General features: G+C 31.0%; 20 protein-coding genes. 6 read left to right on the top strand and 14 right to left on the bottom strand.

Annotation, left to right across the window (positions count from 1 at the left end):
• Positions 1–379 precede the first annotated feature (379 nt).
• On the top strand, positions 380–2308 hold the full coding sequence (locus tag PQF96_RS03305; protein ID WP_271765079.1) for an Ig-like domain-containing protein: 1929 nt from the start codon (positions 380–382) through the stop codon (positions 2306–2308).
• A 100-nt stretch (positions 2309–2408) separates the two neighbouring features.
• Here PQF96_RS03305 and PQF96_RS03310 read toward each other — a convergent pair whose 3' ends face one another.
• The 4 genes from PQF96_RS03310 to PQF96_RS03325 all read right to left on the bottom strand — a co-directional run bounded on the left by PQF96_RS03310 (position 2409) and on the right by PQF96_RS03325 (position 5479).
• Positions 2409–3095: a peptidoglycan DD-metalloendopeptidase family protein gene (locus tag PQF96_RS03310; RefSeq protein ID WP_271765080.1), complete on the bottom strand. Its 687-nt coding sequence runs from the start codon at positions 3093–3095 to the stop codon at positions 2409–2411.
• Positions 3096–3098: 3 nt separating this feature from the next.
• Entirely contained in the window at positions 3099–4427 is a 1329-nt protein-coding gene (locus PQF96_RS03315) for a flavin-containing monooxygenase (RefSeq protein WP_271765082.1), read from the bottom strand.
• A gap of 91 nt (positions 4428–4518) precedes the next feature.
• Positions 4519–4908: a hypothetical protein gene (locus PQF96_RS03320; protein WP_109437184.1), complete on the bottom strand. Its 390-nt coding sequence runs from the start codon at positions 4906–4908 to the stop codon at positions 4519–4521.
• Positions 4892–5479 (bottom strand): RNA polymerase sigma factor, encoded by a 588-nt coding sequence (locus PQF96_RS03325; protein WP_109437185.1) that lies wholly within the window; start codon positions 5477–5479, stop codon positions 4892–4894. Before PQF96_RS03325 ends, PQF96_RS03320 begins: the two co-directional genes overlap by 17 nt.
• Positions 5480–5629: 150 nt before the next feature.
• On the opposite strand from PQF96_RS03325, the gene PQF96_RS03330 reads away from it, so the two are divergent.
• Positions 5630–5980 (top strand): DUF6249 domain-containing protein, encoded by a 351-nt coding sequence (locus tag PQF96_RS03330; protein ID WP_109437186.1) that lies wholly within the window; start codon positions 5630–5632, stop codon positions 5978–5980.
• 355 nt (positions 5981–6335) lie between these two features.
• Here PQF96_RS03330 and PQF96_RS03335 read toward each other — a convergent pair whose 3' ends face one another.
• From PQF96_RS03335 to PQF96_RS03350, 4 genes are all read right to left on the bottom strand, one after another.
• A complete protein-coding gene (locus PQF96_RS03335; protein ID WP_109437187.1) occupies positions 6336–6974 on the bottom strand; it encodes a hypothetical protein in 639 nt (212 codons plus the stop codon).
• 526 nt (positions 6975–7500) lie between these two features.
• On the bottom strand, positions 7501–8871 hold the full coding sequence (locus PQF96_RS03340; protein WP_271765083.1) for a hypothetical protein: 1371 nt from the start codon (positions 8869–8871) through the stop codon (positions 7501–7503).
• The gene (locus PQF96_RS03345) at positions 8855–9469 is read right to left on the bottom strand and encodes a hypothetical protein (RefSeq protein ID WP_109437189.1); all 615 of its coding nucleotides are present in this window, start codon (positions 9467–9469) and stop codon (positions 8855–8857) included. Before PQF96_RS03345 ends, PQF96_RS03340 begins: the two co-directional genes overlap by 17 nt.
• Positions 9453–9944, bottom strand: a complete 492-nt coding sequence (locus PQF96_RS03350; protein WP_109437258.1) for an RNA polymerase sigma factor — start codon at positions 9942–9944, stop codon at positions 9453–9455. Before PQF96_RS03350 ends, PQF96_RS03345 begins: the two co-directional genes overlap by 17 nt.
• A gap of 290 nt (positions 9945–10234) precedes the next feature.
• On the opposite strand from PQF96_RS03350, the gene PQF96_RS03355 reads away from it, so the two are divergent.
• The 3 genes from PQF96_RS03355 (at position 10235) to meaB (ending at position 12257) form a co-directional block, all read left to right on the top strand.
• Positions 10235–10459 carry a hypothetical protein gene (locus PQF96_RS03355; protein ID WP_271765084.1) on the top strand — a complete coding sequence of 75 codons (225 nt, stop codon included), beginning with the start codon at positions 10235–10237 and terminating at the stop codon, positions 10457–10459.
• A gap of 78 nt (positions 10460–10537) precedes the next feature.
• On the top strand, positions 10538–11092 hold the full coding sequence (locus tag PQF96_RS03360; RefSeq protein WP_271765085.1) for a DUF2911 domain-containing protein: 555 nt from the start codon (positions 10538–10540) through the stop codon (positions 11090–11092).
• 88 nt (positions 11093–11180) lie between these two features.
• Entirely contained in the window at positions 11181–12257 is a 1077-nt protein-coding gene (gene meaB, locus PQF96_RS03365) for a methylmalonyl Co-A mutase-associated GTPase MeaB (RefSeq protein ID WP_143915465.1), read from the top strand.
• Positions 12258–12262: 5 nt separating this feature from the next.
• Here the strand turns inward: meaB and PQF96_RS03370 are convergent, their stop codons facing one another.
• Entirely contained in the window at positions 12263–13534 is a 1272-nt protein-coding gene (locus PQF96_RS03370) for an acyloxyacyl hydrolase (RefSeq protein ID WP_271765086.1), read from the bottom strand.
• A gap of 490 nt (positions 13535–14024) precedes the next feature.
• Positions 14025–14303 carry a hypothetical protein gene (locus PQF96_RS03375; protein ID WP_271765087.1) on the bottom strand — a complete coding sequence of 93 codons (279 nt, stop codon included), beginning with the start codon at positions 14301–14303 and terminating at the stop codon, positions 14025–14027.
• Between the two features lie 436 nt (positions 14304–14739).
• On the opposite strand from PQF96_RS03375, the gene PQF96_RS03380 reads away from it, so the two are divergent.
• Positions 14740–16983, top strand: coding sequence for a transglycosylase domain-containing protein (locus PQF96_RS03380; protein WP_271765088.1), 2244 nt, complete (start codon positions 14740–14742; stop codon positions 16981–16983).
• Between the two features lie 52 nt (positions 16984–17035).
• Here PQF96_RS03380 and PQF96_RS03385 read toward each other — a convergent pair whose 3' ends face one another.
• From PQF96_RS03385 to PQF96_RS03400, 4 genes are all read right to left on the bottom strand, one after another.
• Positions 17036–17380: a hypothetical protein gene (locus PQF96_RS03385; RefSeq protein WP_109437196.1), complete on the bottom strand. Its 345-nt coding sequence runs from the start codon at positions 17378–17380 to the stop codon at positions 17036–17038.
• A gap of 128 nt (positions 17381–17508) precedes the next feature.
• Positions 17509–18081, bottom strand: coding sequence for a phosphatase PAP2 family protein (locus tag PQF96_RS03390; RefSeq protein ID WP_271765089.1), 573 nt, complete (start codon positions 18079–18081; stop codon positions 17509–17511).
• A gap of 18 nt (positions 18082–18099) precedes the next feature.
• Entirely contained in the window at positions 18100–18327 is a 228-nt protein-coding gene (locus PQF96_RS03395) for a hypothetical protein (protein ID WP_109437198.1), read from the bottom strand.
• Between the two features lie 68 nt (positions 18328–18395).
• Positions 18396–19481, bottom strand: coding sequence for an OmpA family protein (locus PQF96_RS03400; protein WP_271765090.1), 1086 nt, complete (start codon positions 19479–19481; stop codon positions 18396–18398).
• Positions 19482–19551: the final 70 nt, after the last annotated feature.

The raw sequence follows: 19551 nt of genomic DNA on the forward strand, positions 1-19551 counted from the left end.
AATTCTTCAGGTTTTTTGTTTTTTACTTAAACTATATTGATTGATGTGTATTTCTATATCCAAAAACCCATAAACCAATCAAAAACAACAACTTACTCTTCAGCAAACACCTCATAAACTAGTCCAAATTTATAAATATCACTAATCTTACTTTGTTAATACGTACCATCTTTCTCTACATTTACTTTTTTTGTAAAAAATAAAGGAAGCGTTGCCTTTTAAAATTAAACGTGTATAATACACCTTCTACTAAAGAAGATGGTTTTGGGGAAAACAAAAAATAATTAAAATTCTAAACAAACATTCTAATATTATGATGTCTAAGAAACAATCAAATATGCAGAGTCACAATACTAATGTAAATCACTATTCATTTGCTATGAAAAAATATATAACAAAATCGATACTTTTCTTATCGATAGTTCTATTAGGGATAGGTTGTAGTGAAGATGAAGCTGATCCTATAAACCCCGACAATGAAAATTCTGAAAACTCAGACATTCAATTCGAGGATAATGATATTTCATTTAATTTGGTTAATCTAAAATGGTCAGCGGTTTCCGGACCAAATAACGAAGAGGTAGTATATGACATTTATTTGGGGGATACCAAAATTAAGGACAGTAACGAAGATACAGATTACACTTTAACTAAATTAGAAGCGAATACAGAATATTCTGGTCGTATTGTACCAAAAACTGTAGATAGTAAAACTTCATTATTAAATAGTAAGACCAATCATAAAAATGCTAAAGAAAGTATTGAATTAGATCCTATCTCTTTTATTGTTAAAACGAAACAATTTGCAGATCCTAGTGCTCCAACACCAGAAATTTCGAATATTACAGTAAATAGTATCATCAATAATGGTGCAACGCTTAATTGGGATACAGCTACTATAAGTGATGGATCTCAAATCACTTATAACATATATCTAGAAGGAGATTTAATTGCCAATAGTCTTACAAATAACACGTACATTTTTGAAAATTTAGAACCCAAAACATTGTACAAAGGAATATTGTTAGCAATAAGTACGAATCAAAAATCAGTTGCTTTAGATTTTGAATTCACAACATTACCCAGCTCAGATGAAATCCCTTTAACTGGTTTCGCATTTTTTAGAGGGGCATCAATAAGCTACCCAGCAAGCGATTGGTTACAATTAATCCCTATATTTTCTCCTATAGATGCAAATGCTGTAGATCTTAACTGGACAAGTAGTGATGAATCAATCGCCACAGTAGATGAATCTGGTTATGTACACACTAAGCCAAAAATAGGAGTAATTACAATTACTGCCTCCTCGGTAGACAATCCCCAAATAACCCAATCAATAGAAATAATAGTAACTGAAAGAATACCAAATGGTGATCGATTTATCTCCACACAACCAAGAAGATCTTCTATTTTAATTGGTGGCGTACAAAAAATTCAAATCAATGACTTTAATGTAAAACCAGATGATATAAGAGATTTTGTATTTACATCGAGCGATCCGAGCATTGCGACTGTAGACAATGATGGTAATGTAGCTGGTGTGGCATTAGGAACCGTAGCCATTACAGCAACATCTGCCAGCAATCCTGATTTGACCGATTCTGTAATGTTACGTGTGGTAAAAGACCCTATCCCAATTACCGATTTTATTTTTTACTATGATAATCCACGCTCATTATTTGTTGGGCAACAACAGAATCTTTATCCAAAAATACTACCAGTAGATGCCACAAATCAAGAACTTATATTCACGTCAACTAATCCAAGTATTTTAGAAATATCAAGAGGGTTTGCCAAGGCCATCACCCCAGGGAACACAAGTGTTATTATTACCTCGGTAGAAGATAATTCAATCTCGGAAACTAGAGATTTTAATGTTATCCCAGACCCTATATCACTTAATCAAAATACAGGTTTATATACTGCTCCTGCAAATTCTGAAGTAGTTATGCAATTATTTGCATATTTAGATGTGGATCCACAATCTAGTGCTCAATTCACAGAAATGACTATACAATATTCTGTGAAAGATAGTTCTGGCACAGAATTACTAAATCAATCTAATCCAACAGACATAGTACAGATAAATGTTTCAGAAAATCCTGATGGAACAAAATATGTAGATGCTTACGCTGAAGCAATAAAGTTTCAGATGCCTGCAGATGGTAAAGTGACTATTAGCATTGTTGAAGTTAGGCTTTTTAATAGTCAAGATTTTTTCTTACAACAGTTAGATCTTGATATTACTAATAATCAAGGGCCAAGAAAAACGCTAACTATTCCGATAGATAGTGTTATACTAGATTAATTTTATATAGCTCTAATTCTATAAAGACAAAGGTGTTCATTAAATGAACACCTTTGTCTTTATAGAATATTTTTTTAGTGAGGTACATAGTATTAAACAACTATATTTTCAACAAAAGATTAGGGTCTGGGCAATTTTGCAAATAAAACTCCAGGTCTTTTTTATTAGAAACTCCAGGGTAATCTCCAATATTTCCTTGCATATCTTTAATAACCTGAAAATGCAAATGAGGAGCATAATCTCCATTTACTGATGCAGTTCCCAAAGCAGCTATAGTTTGTCCCGCTTTTACAGGATCTCCAACAGTAATTCCTGAAAGTGACCCTAAACTTAAATGCCCATACAAGCTATAAAACACAACATCATCTAATGCATGTTCTAGAATAATGGTTGGCCCGTAATCTCCAAAATTATTATTGTTTTTGAAGCTATGAATTTTACCATCAAGAGGGGCGAGTATTTTGGTTTCTGCATCACACCAAATATCTATCCCCAAATGAATATTACGTTCTGTTTCTGGATTATGCTGATTAAAATGAGAACTCCTGCTATAAATCCCCCTTACTTCATTATAACCACCATAAGCTACTTTTGCTTTGTTTTGAGCTATATATTCCTTTATATACACCTCAAATGCTCTTGAAGAGGATACATCTATAGTATCTAAGTCTGGATTGGTGGCAGAAAGATCAATCGCAACATAATCTTCTTTAACGAATTCTGAATCTACCACAGAAATAAAATCATGTGAGATATTTTTTATCTTTTTTTTAAAATTATCATTCATTATCTAAGTACTTTGTGAAATAGTTTTTGGTATTTTCGACTTCCATTTTTTGGGTAATTGTTTTAGCAGTGTTTTCTTAAACAAATGATAATCCACTGTTATAGTATGTCTAGGCGTATTAATTTGCTTATAATGTGGATGAGTCACTTCACGTTGGCACAGTTTTTCAATAGTAGAAGGCATTTCCCATTCTCCCACTAAATAATTTGCTAAAATCTTACTCTGTAATTCTGCTCCCGGCCAAATACACCCTAAAGGTTGAAACATCCCAATAAAAAACAGATCATGATATTCTTGATGAAACATTTTTAAATACAAAGGCACTGGTCCGCTACTATAATCAATAAACGATCTATCAAAAAATGTATGTTTCAAAATATATCCTGTGCAAGCTATGATTACATCAAACTCTTCACTCGTACCATCTTTAAAATAAACCATTTTCTCATTTAGTCGTTCAATATCTTTCTTAGGATGTACTTTACCATGACGAATTTTATATAATAATTCATCATTTATAGTTGGGTGTGTTTCTCCAAATTTTGTTTTCACTTCTGGTAATCCATATAGCTTATTTTTACCTAACATCAAGTTTAACAATTTGTCATTAAGCCAGCTTCTAATTTTTACAGGCATCCATGATGAACGAGCTCCTACAATATCAGAGGGTAGTCCAAAGAAAAATTTAGGGATAATACGATAGCCTCTCCTCCAGCTAATACTTGTTTTTTTACTTACCCTACTAGTTTCTACTGCCACATCACAAGCAGAGTTACCACCACCGATTACCAAAACTCTTTTATCTGCAAAAGGCGAAGCTTTTTTATAATGATGAGAATGTATAAACTGACCTGTAAACATACCTGGATATTCTGGTACTCTAGGTACAGAATGATGACCATTGCAAATCACTAAATCTGTAAAAATCTCTATATACTGTTTTCCCTGATGTGTTATAGTAATATGCCATTCATTTTTATGTATACGTTTACAATGTTTTACCGAAGTCTCAAATTGAATATAAGGGTATAGCTCAAAATGTCTGGCATAGGCTTGAAAATAACGTCTTAACTCGTCATGAGAAGGATAATCGGCTACTGTTTCATCAAAATCGTCAAAAGTAAAATCTTCATATTGTGATAATGTTTTAGAACTTATAATATGGGTAGTTTCAAAAACACTAGAATGGCTTTCTTCTTCTGAATAGATCCAATTACCTCCTACTTCATTATTTCTGTCGAAACAGATGACATTAAGCTCCTTATCTTTTATATTTTTTAGCGCTGTTATTCCGCTAGGACCTGCTCCTATAACACAAATTCTTCTTTCCATTTAGATGATATGATCCCTAATTAATAGATCTGTAAAATAGAAAATGTGTTGCAGTTTAAAAAATATTTCCGGGGAGATATACTAATCACCTCTAAAAACTACTATCTATTCTTCTCTTTAGTATTGGTATTTGTACAAAAAATAAAAGTGCGAGAAATAATATACCATAGAGGGTTGTCTTATGAAGTGTAAAGTCTGAAAATGGATTATCCAGATCTATAACCTTTAAAAAAGAAAAGTCAATGGTATGCAAAATAGATACTTCATTATCAGACAAAAGCAATAAAATCCCTAGTATTGACACAATCACCAAAGCAACTATCAACCATGTTTTTTTTGATATTAAGGGAGTGTAATTCAATGATTTTTGAGAAGAAACTTCTATTTCCTTCATTATATTATTCATAAAATTTGCAGAAGGAGATTCTAATCCTGCCTCTTTAACCAAATGTTGGATATCATTTTTATATTGCTCTTCCATTTTTACTACTAATTTCTGGAGAAATGTGATATTTCAATATCGAATATAGTTTTTTTCTACCACGATAGAGTTTTATTTTCACATTATCTGCCGTTAGATCCGTCATTTCAACAATCTCTTTTACACTTTTTTCGTCAAAGTAATACCATGTTATGATAGCAGCTTCATCTTTAGCAAGCTTCATTATACTATCTGAAATTATCTTTTTTCGTTCTTTGGCTTGTAAATAATTTAATGCATCATTTACCAATTCTATTTCACCCTCATTAATTTCTTCGATAAGTTCTGAGGTTATCATACGCTTACTCTTCTTCAAAGCATCCAAACTCTTTCTGTATGCTATAGTATACAACCAAGTAGAAAATTTCGCATCTCCTCTATAATTATCTAGAGATTTAAATGCTTTTATAAAAGAATCCTGCGCCACTTCTTCTGCTTCTTCTTTATTTTTGATCATACGATATACTACAGTGTACACTAAGTTCTGATAACGCTCTATCAAAACAGAAAAAGCATTCACCTGCCCTTCGAGAACTTGATTGATATAATATTGATCTGATTGATGGTTCATTTCTTCATAAGACGATAGCGTATAAGTATAGGTTACATAAATTTTAATAAAAAGTACAAAATATATTTTTTATCTTTTTTTTGTAACCGCTTTGAATCATACTTCGTCTTAATTAGAAAACGAACAGTATAATCATTTAAATCAAAAATTATGAGTTTTATCGAAGCACTAATACCATTATCCATATTTGGATCTATTTTTGGAATATTCTATTTATTTATTGCAGCTAGAAATAAAGAACGCATGGCACTTATAGAAAAAGGGGCAGATGCTTCTATCTTTTATAGTAGCAAAGAGAAAAGAGTTACCCCTATATGGAAAGTTTTTATCTTAAACCTATCCTTATTATTAATGGGAATTGGGATTGGGATTTTTATAGCTGGAATTTTACATTTATCTATCGGTGTTGATGAAGATATAGCATATCCAGGAACAATCTTTTTAATGGCTGGAGTAGGATTATTTACTGGCTTTAACATGACTAAAAACTTAGACAAATAAACAAGCCTTTGTTTTTGTAAAAAAACTATGCCTGTACAATGATGTACAGGCATAGTTTTTTTACCTATTTTTTATTCTTCATATATCTTTATACATCTTTGTCTTTGTATATCTTACGCAAAATAAAGACATAACAAACCTAATGTAAAGCATCAATAACTTCTTTCTTTCATAGACCCTCTATCCTTATTCATATACATTATTTTATCGTTCACCATTTATTTTAAATAAAACGTAAACCGATGCTATATAACACTGTTCTAAAAATAAGAATGCCTAATTGATCAAAATATATTAATACACAAAAAAACCTTTCAAATTATGAAAGGCTTTTTTTATATCTATCAATTTATTATTACATATCTGCCACTTGATCTTCGTCCACAAACTTCTCTAATACTACAGAATCTCCTCTATCATTTTCTAAAACATACACACCTGCAGGCAATTGACTTAAATCAACATAATTTGTTGTTTTAGATAAAACATGAACTGTATTTTTCACTTCAAATAACTTAATTTTATCTCCGTCTTCAAAATCTATCACTTTAACTATATCTCCTTCTCTTTCTACAGCAAGAAGATTTGTTTCTGCGTTTTCATAGTAATGGATAAATTCTTGTTCTACATTAATATCTGCAGGAACAAAAGTTCTTTCACTATCATTTTCTAATACAAAATCAGTTTCACTATGCTCAATAACTCCTTCAATACTAATTTCTTCTTCTAAACGCTCGATAACTACTGATCTACCTTCATTATTTTCTAACAAATAAGATCCCATTGGTAATTGACTAAGATCTATCTCTCCATGTGTTTTTGATAAAACATGGTCTCCAGTCTCTACTTCAAATAACTTAATTTTATCTCCCTCTTGAAAATCTACAACCATCACTACTAGACCATCCATCTCTACTTCTAAAGATTGATCCATGTCATTTGCATAACTGTTTAAGAATAAAAATAAACTAAAAATATATGCTATCAATTTCATCTTTGTATTCTTTATTCGTAATAAGGTTTAATATTAATTTATTACGGTTTTACCATACAATGATATTACATAATTATTGTTAAACAAATTAAAAATCAGACTTTTAGATCAAACGTTTTTGTTTTTCGACAAAAGACACAAAAAATGTTAAATTTTCCTTTATTTAATGTTAATTCATTGATTTTTAATAGATTACACTTATCGAATACTAAAAAAACCAGATAAAAAGCATTATTCACTAGATTAAAAGAAACATCTACCTATCATTCTTACGTTTTATTCTGTATAATTAAGTACAAAAAATGCAATTTGATACTTTAGATTTAATATTATCTAAGTGTAAATACAATACCATTAATCTATCAACTGTAGTAAATATTTTTTGTTTTACCGCTTGTAAAAGGTTATCATATCTTTTTAATTGCAGGGAAACATTTACTACATATAATGACTAAAAAAGCCCTATCAGTTTAAAAAACCGATAGAGCTTTCTTATAATTAACACTACATTACTTACTACGAAAAACTATTTATTATTTAATACAACTTCACTATATTTTGCATTAATAGTGATCATTTTGTCTGTACTACGTGTTTTTTTAAACCCATTAATAAAAACGTTTCCAAAATTCTTTCTAGTATTTATTTCTAACGTTTTGGGTAAAGAAATTATACTTTGTGCTCCAGTATATGATAAGTTAAATGCTGTATCTGGTAAGTTTAACTTAAAATCACTGTTTTGAACTGCCAAATCCAAAGTAGAGAAAGATTCTCCTAACTTAGCAATGGTAATCACACCAAAACTTCCTGAGATGGCACCATTTTCGCTAAGCTCCTGAATATAAATGTTACTAGAATCTGCATTGACCAATAAATTCTTAGCATTTTGAATTCTACAATTCTTCACATAATTTACCACAAGTCGACCGTTATTCCATTCTCTTACAAATACCGGGGAGTAAGAAGCTTTAATAAACGTCTGTTTACCATCAATTACATTAGCAGAAAGCTTTGTATGCGATAGAGATGCTCTAATATCATTAGATTTTTCTGCTAATTGTACGTCCCCATGACGGATATTAAGTCTTAACTTAGCTCCTTTGGGCATACGTATTTTTATAATTTTACTGGTGTTCTTTGTATTTATTTTTCTGGCACTATATTGATATACTGTAATATTAGCAGTTCCTTTTTGTTGATTTTCAACATCTTTTGAAAATTGAGTAGACCAAGCATCCATCTGTCTACCGTATTGTTCTCCCCAAGTTTCTACACGAATTTCTTTTTGACCAGTCACTCCTTTTGATGTATTATCAAACTGAGCCCATTTTTGGTTTTCCTTACTTACATCATCGCTAAGCTTTTCTCGTATTTGGCTCTCCCATTGTTGAATATATTTTTCATCATTCTTATTAACCTTACCATTACTGTAGTTAACATTAGCTTGATGATCAGAAAGAGCACTTGGCATAGGATTTTTTTCAATGTTCTCCATAATAGGGCTCAACATATCAGTAATTACCGGGCCTAACATTCTTAATTCCTGCAAGTTTTTACTCATTCGAATACTAGAAGCTGTAACATTTCCACTCCATAAATTACCAGCGGCAGAACTAATAGTTACTTCACGATTATTTCCTCTTACATTTATTTGCCAACTATCAAGTATACGTTGACTATTTTCGTTAGATCCGCTACCTTCTAAATACGCTTCTACTGCTATTGTATTTTTATTCCAGGTTTCAAAAACAATATTAGTATGACTTGTATTTAAATTTACAACTACATCATCATCTACGGTAAATTTTTTATTTAACTTATCTTGTTTATCCTGAGCTAATAATCCTACACAGCACAATACCCCAAGTACAGTAACACAATTAAGCTTGTATCTCATTGTAATTTTCATTTTCAATGCTCTCTAATTCTTTTAGTTTGTCTTTTAGTCTATTTAATAATGATAATCTTATAGTTAGGTTTTCCATCATAGCCTCTACGCTTTGTACATTTGGCCCCACCTCTATTAATTCTCTATTTAGTTTTTGATATTCTTTATCAAGATTATCCAATCGAGCCATAAAACTTTCTACTAACTCTCTATTTGTATCATCAATCGTGATCTGTGATAATTGAAATTTTATACTCGTCAATATGCTATTTTCTACTTCTTGATATTCTGGAGATATTTCTGCAAGTGTAGAAGATTGTTTATTCAAATTCACTGTAGCATTTACAACATTAGAATCATTTACATCAACTACTTCTATTCCTTCTGGGCTTTCTCCCCCTAGCTGATTAAAAGTTAATACCGAAATAGAAAGAATCACAACTATGCTGGCCGCTATCTTAAGCCATTTATAATTTAAACTTCGTGTTTTTTTCTGGGGAAGTTCTTTTTCTAATCTAGACATAAACCTGAATTCATGTCCTTGTTTTATTTTTTCTGAAGGAATCTGTCTATCTTGTTTTAATAGCTCTCTAATATCTTGTGCCATCTTTCAAATGTTTTAATTGTTCCTGTAGCTGTTTTTTTCCTCTATGTACTAATGTTCTTGATGAAACAGGGGTAATGTCTAATACTTCACTTATTTCATTATGATCATATCCTTCTATCAAAAACAGCATCACCGCATATCTATACTTTTCTGGTAATTTCTCAATCGCTTTTTTTACTTCATCTACAGTTACAGAATCGGATACTGACCAATCATTCTGTTCTTCTACTGTAGTCATAACCTGCTCATTAATTGCAACCATATTCATTTTCTTAGCTTTAAGCATATCAATGCTTTTATTAATAACAATACGCTTAAGCCAAGCTCCAAAGGTTACATCACCAGTAAATTGATGAAGTCTAGTAAATGCCTTAATAAAAGATTCTTGCATAGCTTCCTCTGCCTCAAACGGATCTTTAAGAAATCGCAATGCTACATAATACATACCATCACAGTATTTATTATAGAGTTTCATTTGCGCTCTACGATCGTTAGTTCTACATTGTTCTATTAGCTCGCTTTGTAACAAACTTAATTTACTTTAGGTTAGTGATTATTATTTAAAAAAACAGTTTTAAATCGTATTCATATATAGAGACGATATATACATATACTGTGTTGCAAAATTATACATAAAAAACATATATTCACAACAAAGCGCTGAATATCAAATAATTAATAAAAAATTAACTATTATATAAGTAAGTTTTTAGGCTATAACTGACTATCATACATACTTTTATTAATTATTAACCACACAAAATCATGTATAATTTAAAAAAGAATGTAGAACATAATGATGATGATGTTGAAGATCTATTTAATCTTTTAGAAAAAAACCTTAACTGCACTCAAACACTAATACATCATATTGATGCTTTTATTGAGCGCAAACATCCAAATAAAAACATGCTTAATGTTCTAACCACTGTCAGAAATACTTGCGCTGTAAATGCAATGAACATTACCAGATTAACCAGATCATTTTAAGTTGATCTTTTTTTATGAATTTATAAACATAGTTCTAAACTGTAAAAGGGCTATATTTAAAAATTAAATAACATTATTATGCCAAAACTTTTAAAAAGAATAGTTTTTATTTTACTTGGACTTGTAATCATTGGATTTGCAGGAATGTATTTTATGAAGCAAAATACTAAAAAACATAGTCCAGAAGAAATCGTTACCCATACAGCAAAAGATGCAACTTTTACAGTATTTTATAATCGCCCATATAAAAAAGATAGAGAAATATTTGGAAAATTGGTTCCTTATAACCAAGTATGGAGAACAGGGGCCAATGAAGCAACGACCTTTACTACAGATAAAGACATTTTTGTAGACGGCACCACCCTTAAAGCTGGAACTTATACTTTATGGACTATTCCAAATCAAAAATCCTGGAAAGTAATTTTTAACAGTCAGGAGTATGGATGGGGGGTAAACATGGATGGTACTTCAAAAAGAGATCCAGCGTTTGATGCACTTATTGTAGAAGTTCCTACACAACCTTTGTTAAATATCATAGAACAGTTTTCTATTTATTTTGAAAATGCAAATGAATTTACCATACTCTACCTGGCATGGGATAGAACTGCAGTAGCGGTTCCCATTAAAGTGTAAAAGGTTAATTATTTAATATGATAACACAATCCTATTAATTTTCAGGTTTCCAAATAAGGAATTTATAACTTTGCTATAAAGCTATCTTGTGTCTAAAGATCAAACCAAACATAAAAGTCAATCTCCCAAAGTACCTTCTAGTACTACAGGATATGCCATTGATAGATTTAAAAGACTACAACAAAAAGAGGTTTCTGTAAAAGTTATATTTGACGAAATTATTAATAAAGACACCGCGGCTTTAAGCAAAGGTATTACTCTAATTGAAAGTACGAAGCAAAAGCATTCTAAAAAGGCTCAACAACTTGTTGAAATGTGTCTTCCTTATGCAAACAATTCTATACGAATAGGAATTACGGGAGTTCCTGGGGTGGGAAAAAGTACTTTTATAGAAGCCTTGGGTAATCTATTAATTCAAAAGGGAAAGAAAGTAGCAGTTTTGGCTGTAGATCCTAGTAGTACCATATCTCATGGAAGTATTCTTGGAGATAAAACCAGAATGGAATCACTTGTACGTTCTTCAGAAGCCTTTATTCGTCCTTCTCCATCAGGAAAATCCCTTGGCGGAGTTGCTCAAAAAACCAGAGAATCTATTATTCTTTGTGAAGCCGCTGGATATGATGTTATTATTATTGAAACTGTAGGCGTAGGACAAAGTGAAACAGCAGTACATAGTATGGTGGATTTCTTTTTATTGCTAAAATTAGCAGGAGCAGGAGATGAATTACAAGGTATTAAAAGAGGTATCATCGAGATGGCAGATGCTCTGGTCATTAATAAAGCAGATGGAGACAACCTATTAAGAGCTAGAAAAGCCAAAAATCAATTTAGAAAAGCATTACATTTATACCCACTTGCACAAAGTACATGGTCTCCAGAAGTATTAACGTGTAGTGCTTTAGAAGGTTCTGGCATTGAAGATATTTGGGAATTGATTCTGAAATACCAAGAGGTCACTTCTAAAAATGGCTTTTTTGAAGAAAATAGAATTCAGCAAAATAAATTTTGGCTTCTGCAAACTATAGAAGAACAACTAAAAAGTTCATTTTATAATAACCCAAAAATCAAAGATGAATTAAATTCACAAATCCAAGGGGTCCAACAAAACAAAATTACTCCTTTTGCTGCTGCACATTATTTATTAGAATTGAGTAAAGAAAAGTAAGCAGCTTAATTAGAACGTGTGTGTTTTCTTTCTTTAAAATTAAATCGATATACATACCCTAAACTAAGATCAGAAAAATCAGCTTGTCCTAGGTTAGCATTAATACTAGCCCCGATATAGATATTATTCTTAGGAGACTTGTTAGTATTAAACAAATAGTATTTTATCTCTAGCTTCGACGATATAGTTCGTTTTATTTGGTAATATGAGTCTAACTCTCCAAGTCTGGTATATTCTCCTTTAAAGAAATATCCTTGACTAAGTTGCCAGTCAATTTTATAAAAAGGTTTATAAATATTTATACCAAGGTCTATTTCTACTCCCACATGCCCCATTAAAAACTCTGTACTTGCAAAAAAACCTAAATTTGTTGCATATCGGTAAGGGTTATCTCTAAAATTAGGTACTTGCTCGCTTATTAGCGGTCCATTTTCATTTATATGATCATAATATTGTTCATAAAATCGATAATAAAACCCAGCGCCAAACTTAAAAGTTCTGTTTATAATTTTACCAGCAGACAAGGCTATTGAATATACTTCTTTTTTGTCATTATAAATACGAGAAAGTACATTTTGACCAATCCCTATCCTTCCAGAAAAATAAGTTTCTGAAGAACGAATTCTTTTCTCTTTTTGAATGATTCGATCTTTATCAGAAGTTTTGTCTTCTTTTCCTATATTAGAAGATAAACTAACTAGAAATGAATTAAGTCCTTGATTTGGCAATCTTGTATGGCCATTAGAATAATGAGTATACCCAAAGCCCAAGCGCCAATTTAGTGCCTCTTTTTTAAATATATCATAATAAACAAATGATCGAAAAGCCCAATTAATTTTTGTGGTAACGGCTTGATTAAAAGGATTGGTATCTGGATGAAATTGCTTATCTATATAGGAACTCCCCATACCTATATTTAAATTCCATCTACTAGAATATTTTCGAAATATTCCAACTTCAATAAATGGCATTACTGTATACGCCATTCCTAATTTTTCAGTATTCCCAAAATCGGTTACACCAAGTGAAACTCCTGTTTTTGGATAACCTAATAAGATTGCCCATTGTTGATCAATCATTCTACTACGTCTTCCAAAACTCACAAAAAACGATTTTTGTAATTTGGTTTCTGGAAAACCAGTATTAGCTTCTCCTGTTTTTCCTATTAAAATTTCTGGCACCACAAAGAACGGTCTCTTATCTGTACTATTAGATATTTGACCATGTACCTTTATCCCAATAAAAAAAATAAGCAAATAATATCCCTTATGCTTCATTCACTTTTATTACACAACCTCCAAACAGGCTTCCCCTCACCTTAATTTTTGACAGGTTATATTTGTTAAACTAATCTTTTACTTAAGTATTATTTTATTTTTGATCACATATAATGCAATGAAAGATTGTAAATTAAGTAAAAAAATTAAGTTTTCTATAACATTTTCTTAACAAAAAGATATAATAAAGTACTAGCGCCTATTCACTAAGTAAAAAAAGTACGCATTTTATGTATTTAAGATAATTGACTTCGGGAAGTGCTAATATGATGTATTGACACTATCTTTCATTAGATTTGGTATACAATATTACTCCATACCTCTCTATCCTTGAAGAATTAATCACCAAAAGCATAGCAGAAAAAAAATGCAGAGATAGGTTTATCTTTGATGAAGTTCTTAAAAAGTATTTTAAGTTCAATTATGAAAGGCATACCTAAAAAAGTCGAATGGTAAAGAATATGAATAAAATTAAATTATAATCTTATTACTATTCGACGTCTAACTCTCCTACCTGTTCATCACTGACTGCCGAAGGAATATCAACACCTGGGCCATCAAAACTCTGCATAGAATCAGCTAACCTCTTACTAATTTTAACCAAATAAATTGTATCATTTGTTTTTACTTCAATAGCTTCAATAGCTTCATTATGCTGGTTTCTAAATGAGATAATATCATCATCATTATATCCATCTGGAAATTTCTCTACCAAAAGATTTAAAATGTTTTTATTTAATTTCTTGTAGTCAACAATTACTCTTTTCATGATCTGTAGTAGGTTTAGGTTAATACGTATACAATAACAAATAACATGCACGCATGTATTAGTATAAATCACAAATCTTGAGGAATAAGCTTTTTACATACCTCAAGTAATTCTCAAATAATTAAATAAGTATTTCACTGAGTAATATAGTACTACAAGTCTACTTAAAAAAAATGAAACTTTCCAAAAAAACAGCTTTAAAAAAACAAAAAATATTTCTCTTTTTTCTTGTTATAAATTAAAACAACATACTAGAAAAGAGACCATTGTAAATTTTCTGATCTATTTACATTTATAATTTAGAATATTCCAAATCATAAATACAAATACATTGAGTAAAACATTTTGTGAAGCCTGAGTTTAAGAAAATTCGTATACTATATAATGTTACTTAATAATTTTGTGTTTCAAACGTTATTATTGTCAAGATTGGGGTATGATAAAAAAGATAGTACAAAAAAGATGGACCAAATGGCTTCTGTTCACAATTGGCGGACTTATTTTAATATGCGTCTGCTTTTATGCCAGTATTTATTTTGGTTTTTGGGGGAAATTACCAAATAAAGAAGAATTAAGTTCTTTAAAACAAGCTGAAGCTACTCAGGTATTAGATAAAGATGGTCATTTGATTGGTAAATACTATATCTATGACAGACAACCTATTACATATGAGGAGCTACCTCAACATCTTATTGATGCTCTTGTAGCAACAGAAGATGCTAGATTCTATGAACATGATGGTGTAGATAACAAAAGTTTGTTACGCGTTTTTTTTAAAACCATTTTATTACAAGACAAATCATCAGGGGGAGGAAGTACGATTACTCTTCAGTTAGCCAAAAATCTATTTGGCAGAAAAAAGTATACAATATTTAGTACTGTAATTAATAAACTAAAAGAATCATTTGTTGCAAAAAGAATAGAAGAAATCTATTCTAAACAGGAAATCATTACATTATATTTCAACACTGTACCATTTCCAGATAACACATATGGTATCGAGAGTGCATCTCAAAAATTCTTTAATAAACCAACCCATCAATTAACTTTATCAGAATCTGCTACTCTCATAGGAAGTTTAAAAGCAAATCATAGTTATAATCCAAGACTTTTTCCTGAGAGAAGTCAATTAAGAAGAGATGTTGTTTTACAACAGATGACCAAATACAACTATGTCAGTTCGAATCGATCTAATCAGACTATGAGTCAACCTATTAAAATCGATTACCAACATTTTAATCATGATCTTGGATTAGCTCCTTATTTTAGGGAAGAAGTAAAAAAAGAATTAGCAAAAATTCTTGAAAAACATAAGAAACCAGACAGTAGTATTTATGACATTTACAATGATGGACTAATTGTTTACACTACTATGGATTATAAAATGCAATCTTTGGCAGAGGATGCGATGAAAGAACATATGCAAGTATTACAAAGTAATTATGAAAAATCATATGGAAGCTCGGCTCCATGGAAAGATAATAAGAAGCTTGCAGAAAATGCGATTAAAAATCTCAAAATTTATAAGACATACAAAGAACAAGGGCTCACAGAGAAACAAATTACAGATTCTCTATCAATAAAAAAAGACATTGAATTATTTGAATGGAATGGGAACATTACCAAAAAAATATCTTCTGTAGATAGCCTACAACACTATCTTAAATTTCTTAATACTGGAATGATCGCTATTGACCCCAAAACAGGTGCGGTTAGAACTTATCTTGGCGGAATAGATTATCGTTACTTTAAGTATGATCATGTTTCACAAAGTGAAAGACAAGTAGGTTCTATATTTAAACCCTTTGTATACACAGCCGCAATTGAAAATGGAATGAAACCTTGTACTTATTTTTCTGCAAAAGAAATTACATATACTAATCTTAAGAACTGGACTCCAAAAAATGCTTCAGAAGAGGAAGACCCCTATCTCAATTTTACGTTAGAAAAAGCCCTAAGCACCTCTGTGAATACTATAGCTGTCAAAGTACTTAATGAAGTGGGAATCCCTAAAGTAGTAGAACAAGTAAAAAAATTAGGAATTACAGCTTCACTTTCTGAAGACCCTGCAATGGCTCTAGGTACAGATGGTATTAAATTAAAAGAATTATCTGGGGCGTACGCAAGTTATGTAAATCAAGGAAAGAGTGTAAAACCCTACTATATCTCCAGAGTTGAAGATAAAAATGGCAACCTAATAGCCTCATTTGAACCTGAAGTATCAGAAATACCGGCTTATAATGAGTATACAAGACAAGTACTTTTGGAAATGATGAAATCAACTATAGATGAAGGTACTGCCACCAGACTAAGAACATCTTACAAATTAGAAAATGCAATTGCCGGTAAAACAGGAACTACCCAAGATAATAAAGATGGATGGTTTGTTGCAATTACTCCCAACTTGGTATCCATTACCTGGGTTGGAAACGATAATTATAATATAGGATTTAAAACAACAGCACTAGGTCAGGGAGCTAATACTGCATTACCCATTTTTGCTAAGCTATATCAAAAAATGAATCAAGACCCTATTTTTGATCCTATAACCAAAAGTAAATTTGAGGAAATCTCTGAAGAAGTATTAAAAGATATTGATTGTAAACCCGAAAAGAGAGACAACTTTCTTAAGCGTCTTTTTGGTAAAAAGAAGAAAAAGAAAAAATTTGGAAAAGCATAAGTAGTAGTATATAGCCAATTGCTTCTTGTAAAATTCTTAACTAGAAAAATATTCATTCTGGCAGTTTCATAGGGTGTTCATGCCATACCATTTTTATTTTTCCTGTTTTTTTATCCAGTGTATATCCTTCTGCCCCACCTGTATACCCATTTTTATCTAAATGACTCACTATTAGCTCATAATAGTTTTGAAATTCTTCAACTAAAATACGATCATCTATTTTATATCTTTTTTCAAAATTGATTAGCATTGCCTGTTGTCTTTTATCATTTTCCTTCTGTTTTATAACCTCTTCAATATCAACAATGCTATTAGTCCTTATCGTTTGACTATAACATTCTCTTTGAAAATGACCTATAAAAATGAACACAATCATTATGCTTATTTTTCTAATCATATGATTTACGTTATAATAAATTGATACCTATCAAAAGTATATGAAATGTTTAATAAATAGCCCCCTGTTTTCAGTGAAAATAACAAGTCTATCTGTTTTTAGTACAAAAAGAGAAAGTCAATTAAATTTTACGAAATTTCACCATATTTCTTAATAAGAAGTCCTTGAAGTTTATAAGCACCTACTCCTAATACGATACCGATTGCCATACCTGTGATTATATCTCCAGGATAATGAACTCCTACATAAATCCTACTATACGCTACAATGATAGACCATACTACCATAAAAGGAAAAATGTATTTTAAATGTTTCTGCAAGGTTAAACCTGTAAAAAATGCTAATGCCATAGAGCTGGCTGCATGACCAGAAAAATAACCATGTCTTCCACATCTTTCTGCAATAAAGCGTGCTAACTCTGCAACTCCATCTGCCCTACATGGTCTTGGACGCATAAATAATACATTTTTAAACAAATTTGATAATTGATCTGTAGCGGTAATCAAAGCGGCTACAACAATTAAAGTGATAATTGTTCCTCTAATACCAAAATACTTATAAAAAAAGAATAGCAATACTAAATACAAGGGGATTTGATAAAACTTTTCAGTCATAAATAACCAAAATCCATCCCATGCAGGAGTTCCTAAATTATTGAGATATAAAAAAAGATCTTTATCTAATTGTATAAGCTCTTCCATTCTTAAGATATTGTATTATTATTCATCATATCGCTCTATCTCACGATCATAGAAATCATTAGCTGCTTGAAAAAGGTTCTCTGCTTCTTCCTGTAAATCTTTCTCATCATTTTTATCAAACTCTTCTAACCATTCTACTTCGTCATCTGCAAGATTAATAATAAATCTGGGGAACTCGGTATGAATCACAAAAATAGCATCTGGATAATCTGTATTATCTCCTAATAAGAATTTCGGAAAGCCCATAATCAACACATAAAATTATAAAGCCAAAGGTACTATCTTTTCAGATACATCAGAAAATAATTCTTTAACTATTCGATCTTAATTTCTACTCTATTATTCGATTCTGGATCGAGGTTAGATCCTTCGGTAACAACAGGTTCAGTATTTCCAGCTGCAATTACTTCTATAATAGATTCGTCAATCCCTTGTTCAACAAAGTATTGTTTAACATTAATGGCTCTCATTGCAGACATGATTTCATTTTCAAAAGCCGTTCCCGCATCATCTGCATGACCACTAATTTTAACAGAGGTTACTTTAAATATCTTCACATATTGGATATATGAATCTAATGCTTTTTTAATCTCTGTATATGCTTCACTCTCTCCAATTAAAAATTCTACAGGAGAAAAATCCAAAGCCATATCGCAAACCTGACTAGAAGAGAGGTTCTTAGTATCCCTCATTTCCATTAATAAAACATCATCTATAAAATAATAAGCTGTATCAAACCCACCTCCTTTTACAGATTTTCCTTTTGGCCCATCAGAGAAATATCCTAACGAAAGGTATTTTTCTGTTCCTTTTGCTCTATACACTCCACATACTTTAACCCATTCTTTAGTATCACATACCATTTTTGAAGATTCTATATTTAGTGGAAATCTCGATGTACCTGTTATTTTAGGGCTTCTCGCACTGAAATATGACCCTATAGATGAAGTACATGAATTTGATATACCTTCTCCCAAAGAAACATACATATGAAAATAGTAGTATTTACCCGCTGATAAAGGACGTTTCAGTTTAGCTGTTACTCCTTCTTTATATGCACCTCCAGCGATATACATTCCTACTTTTCCTTCTCCAGTTCTTGGTTCCTGTTTTCCGAATTGTTTTAAGAAATTAGGAGATTTATGAATAAACCTAACCTGTTCTAAATCGGGATGATAAGCATCGGGAGTATTAATAGCTGGTTTCCAATCCTTCATAATCCCAAAATTCTGCATTTCCATGTCTAACCTTTTAACGGCTGCATTGGTTTCTTCGAAACTAGGATTAGGAATAAGATTCTGATTTTTACTATGAGTAAAGTTTTGACTCGTACCACTCTGACTTACCATTAAAGCGAAAACGATAAGCAGCAGACAAAATTTAGAATTTGGGACTCTCATTTTTGTATTCTGTATTTTTTGGAAAGATAGTTAATTATTAGTTAATACCAAATAAACGCAAGAAGTGTAA

Origin of the sequence: Aquimarina algiphila, assembly GCF_947494415.1 — a bacterium.
GTDB lineage: Bacteria > Bacteroidota > Bacteroidia > Flavobacteriales > Flavobacteriaceae > Aquimarina > Aquimarina algiphila.

Bases quoted from the DNA above. Each gene is read 5' to 3' on its own strand.
- PQF96_RS03305 (WP_271765079.1), top strand. From the start codon at position 380: ATGAAAAAATATATAACAAAATCGATACTTTTCTTATCGATAGTTCTA.
- PQF96_RS03310 (WP_271765080.1), bottom strand. From the start codon at position 3,095: ATGAATGATAATTTTAAAAAAAAGATAAAAAATATCTCACATGATTTT.
- PQF96_RS03315 (WP_271765082.1), bottom strand. From the start codon at position 4,427: ATGGAAAGAAGAATTTGTGTTATAGGAGCAGGTCCTAGCGGAATAACA.
- PQF96_RS03320 (WP_109437184.1), bottom strand. From the start codon at position 4,908: ATGGAAGAGCAATATAAAAATGATATCCAACATTTGGTTAAAGAGGCA.
- PQF96_RS03325 (WP_109437185.1), bottom strand. From the start codon at position 5,479: ATGAACCATCAATCAGATCAATATTATATCAATCAAGTTCTCGAAGGG.
- PQF96_RS03330 (WP_109437186.1), top strand. From the start codon at position 5,630: ATGAGTTTTATCGAAGCACTAATACCATTATCCATATTTGGATCTATT.
- PQF96_RS03335 (WP_109437187.1), bottom strand. From the start codon at position 6,974: ATGAAATTGATAGCATATATTTTTAGTTTATTTTTATTCTTAAACAGT.
- PQF96_RS03340 (WP_271765083.1), bottom strand. From the start codon at position 8,871: ATGAGATACAAGCTTAATTGTGTTACTGTACTTGGGGTATTGTGCTGT.
- PQF96_RS03345 (WP_109437189.1), bottom strand. From the start codon at position 9,469: ATGGCACAAGATATTAGAGAGCTATTAAAACAAGATAGACAGATTCCT.
- PQF96_RS03350 (WP_109437258.1), bottom strand. From the start codon at position 9,944: ATGAAACTCTATAATAAATACTGTGATGGTATGTATTATGTAGCATTG.
- PQF96_RS03355 (WP_271765084.1), top strand. From the start codon at position 10,235: ATGTATAATTTAAAAAAGAATGTAGAACATAATGATGATGATGTTGAA.
- PQF96_RS03360 (WP_271765085.1), top strand. From the start codon at position 10,538: ATGCCAAAACTTTTAAAAAGAATAGTTTTTATTTTACTTGGACTTGTA.
- PQF96_RS03370 (WP_271765086.1), bottom strand. From the start codon at position 13,534: ATGAAGCATAAGGGATATTATTTGCTTATTTTTTTTATTGGGATAAAG.
- PQF96_RS03375 (WP_271765087.1), bottom strand. From the start codon at position 14,303: ATGAAAAGAGTAATTGTTGACTACAAGAAATTAAATAAAAACATTTTA.
- PQF96_RS03380 (WP_271765088.1), top strand. From the start codon at position 14,740: ATGATAAAAAAGATAGTACAAAAAAGATGGACCAAATGGCTTCTGTTC.
- PQF96_RS03385 (WP_109437196.1), bottom strand. From the start codon at position 17,380: ATGATTAGAAAAATAAGCATAATGATTGTGTTCATTTTTATAGGTCAT.
- PQF96_RS03390 (WP_271765089.1), bottom strand. From the start codon at position 18,081: ATGGAAGAGCTTATACAATTAGATAAAGATCTTTTTTTATATCTCAAT.
- PQF96_RS03395 (WP_109437198.1), bottom strand. From the start codon at position 18,327: ATGGGCTTTCCGAAATTCTTATTAGGAGATAATACAGATTATCCAGAT.
- PQF96_RS03400 (WP_271765090.1), bottom strand. From the start codon at position 19,481: ATGAGAGTCCCAAATTCTAAATTTTGTCTGCTGCTTATCGTTTTCGCT.